The sequence below is a fragment of the Psychroflexus planctonicus genome, assembly GCF_014640195.1.
Classification (GTDB): Bacteria; Bacteroidota; Bacteroidia; order Flavobacteriales; family Flavobacteriaceae; genus Psychroflexus; species Psychroflexus planctonicus.
The window spans coordinates 1-3,337 of sequence record NZ_BMGM01000020.1 but is presented as its reverse complement, the minus strand read 5'-3'; the positions used below and the strand labels follow the sequence as shown (position 1 = coordinate 3,337).

General features: G+C 46.1%; 2 rRNA genes. Both read right to left on the bottom strand.

From position 1 onward, the window contains the following. Nucleotides 1–46: 46 nt before the first annotated feature. Nucleotides 47–155 (bottom strand): 5S ribosomal RNA (gene rrf / locus IEV72_RS13505). Between the two features lie 203 nt (nt 156–358). Beyond that, a 23S ribosomal RNA gene (locus tag IEV72_RS13500) occupies nt 359–3,206 on the bottom strand. Between the last annotated feature and the right edge of the window lie 131 nt (nt 3,207–3,337).

Below are 3,337 nucleotides of genomic sequence, written 5' to 3'. Positions count from 1 at the left end.
AAAAAAAGTCCTTTCAGCGTGATTGCTAAAAGGACTTTTAGTATAAGGAAGGCGGCGACCTACTCTCCCACGGAATGCAGTACCATCGGCGCAAATGAGCTTAACTTCTCTGTTCGGAATGGGAAGAGGTGAGCCTCATTGCTATAACCACCTTAAATTGTTTCCCTAAATCTATGTCTTTACTTGAAGACTATCCAATTATTTTGTTCCTTCCCTTTGGGGGAGGTTAGGATAGGATTTTGGGATAATATCATAACATATAGATTAAGAGATTTGGGCTTTGATATGGACTTTAATTTAGTAACAAACTTCGCTAATAGAGTTATAGCATCGCTATACTATATACTGGTTATCTTGTGCGATAAGTTTTTCGGGTAATTAGTACTACTTGGCTGTGACATTACTGCCTGTACACCTATAGCCTATCAACCCCATCGTCTTTGGGGACCCTTTAAAGAAATCTCATCTTGTGGTTGGTTTCGCGCTTATATGCTTTCAGCGCTTATCCATTCCAAACGTAGCTACTCTGCAATGCTCCTGGCGGAACAACAGATACACCAGAGGTTTGTCCAACTCGGTCCTCTCGTACTAGAGTCAGATCCACGCAAATTTCTAACGCCCACTGTAGATAGAGACCGAACTGTCTCACGACGTTCTGAACCCAGCTCGCGTGCCACTTTAATGGGCGAACAGCCCAACCCTTGGGACCTTCTCCAGCCCCAGGATGTGACGAGCCGACATCGAGGTGCCAAACCCCCCCGTCGATGTGAGCTCTTGGGGGAGATCAGCCTGTTATCCCCGGAGTACCTTTTATCCTTTGAGCGATGGCCCTTCCATGCGGAACCACCGGATCACTATGCTCTACTTTCGTACCTGATCGACCTGTATGTCTCTCAGTCAAGCTCCCTTTTGCCATTGCACTCTACGCACGGTTACCAAGCGTGCTGAGGGAACCTTTAGAAGCCTCCGTTACTCTTTTGGAGGCGACCACCCCAGTCAAACTACCCGTCTAGTAATGTCCCCCGTTACCGGGGTTAGGCTTCAAACAAGTAAAGGGTGGTATTTCAACAACGACTCCACCACACCTGGCGATGCAGCTTCGATGTCTCCCACCTATCCTACACATCACTTATCCAAAGTCAATACTAAAGTATAGTAAAGGTTCACGGGGTCTTTTCGTCCCACAGCGGGTAATCGGCATCTTCACCGATACTACAATTTCACCGAGCTCATGGCTGAGACAGTGTCCAGATCGTTACACCATTCGTGCAGGTCGGAACTTACCCGACAAGGAATTTCGCTACCTTAGGACCGTTATAGTTACGGCCGCCGTTTACCGGGGCTTCAATTCAATGCTTCTCCGCCTAAGGCGGATAACATCTCCTCTTAACCTTCCGGCACCGGGCAGGTGTCAGACCCTATACATCATCTTTCAATTTTGCAGAGTCCTGTGTTTTTGATAAACAGTCGCCTGGACCTATTCACTGCGGCCCCGATTGCTCGGGGCGACCCTTCTCCCGAAGTTACGGGCCCATTTTGCCTAGTTCCTTAGCCATGAATCTCTCGAGCACCTTAGAATTCTCTTCCCAACTACCTGTGTCGGTTTACGGTACGGGTTGCTTTAATCGATTTTCTTGGAAGATCGTCCTCTAGATTATTACCGCCACCGTAGCTTTGGTATACTATCTCCCGATTACTCGGGATTCAACGTACAATTCCGTCTGTACGCACTAAATTCCCATCTCCGTCTCTTTTAACTTAAAGCAAGTAGCAGAATATTAACTGCTTGTCCATCGACTTCCCCCTTCGGGTACGCCTTAGGCCCCGACTAACCCTCAGCTGATTAGCATAGCTGAGGAATCCTTAGTCTTTCGGTGTGCGGGTTTCTCGCCCGCATTATCGTTACTTATGCCTACATTTTCTTTTGTAATTAGTCCAGCTACCCTCACAGATAACCTTCTACCCAAATTACAATGCTCCCCTACCACTCTATACATCTGTATAGAATCCATAGCTTCGGTAATATACTTATGCCCGATTATTATCCATGCTCAACCGCTCGACTAGTGAGCTGTTACGCACTCTTTAAATGAATGGCTGCTTCCAAGCCAACATCCTAGCTGTCTAAGCAGTCGAACCGCGTTTGGTCAACTTAGTATATATTTGGGGACCTTAGCTGATGGTCTGGGTTCTTTCCCTCTCGGACATGGACCTTAGCACCCATGCCCTCACTACTGTAAATCATTTTATAGCATTCGGAGTTTGTCAGGAATTGGTAGGCGGTGAAGCCCCCGCATCCAATCAGTAGCTCTACCTCTATAAAACTATTACAATGCTGCACCTAAATGCATTTCGGGGAGTACGAGCTATTTCCGAGTTTGATTGGCCTTTCACCCCTACCCTCAGGTCATCCCAAGACTTTTCAACGTCAACGGGTGCGGTCCTCCACTATGCTTTACCACAGCTTCAACCTGCCCAAGGGTAGATCACACGGTTTCGCGTCTATTATACCTAACTAATACGCCCTATTCAGACTCGCTTTCGCTACGGATCCGTGACTGAATCACTTAACCTCGCTAAGTAAAATAACTCGTAGGCTCATTATGCAAAAGGCACGCCGTCATTCGCCTAGACGAACTCCGACCGCTTGTAAGCGTATGGTTTCAGGGTCTATTTCACTCCTTTATTCAAGGTCCTTTTCACCTTTCCCTCACGGTACTAGTTCACTATCGGTCTCTCAGTAGTATTTAGCCTTGCCGGATGGTCCCGGCTGATTCACACAAGGTTTCTCGTGCCCCGCGCTACTCAGGATACCATTATCAATTATATACCTTTCCTATACTAGACTATCACTATCTACGGTTAAGCTTTCCAACTTATTCTAGTTCAATATATAACCAAATATCATGGTCCTACTACCCCAGTAATGCCGTAACATCACTGGTTTGGGCTATTCTGCGTTCGCTCGCCGCTACTTACAGAATCACTGTTGTTTTCTTCTCCTCTGCCTACTTAGATGTTTCAGTTCAGCAGGTTTGCCCCACGCCTTACGGCGGGTGTCATGCCTTCAACATGACGGGTTGCCCCATTCGGATATCTGCGGATCATATTGTATGTGCCAATCCCCACAGCTTTTCGCAGCTTATCACGTCCTTCATCGCCTCTGAGAGCCTAGGCATCCACCATACGCCCTTAACAAACTTATCTATACCTTTTATATTCGCATAACTAACTTTAACTCTATTAGTTTTGTTTGATACTTATTATTTAAAATACTCAATAAATCAAGTATTCCATATTTTTGCTCTTCTCTTAATCAATATGTCATAGAACTTTT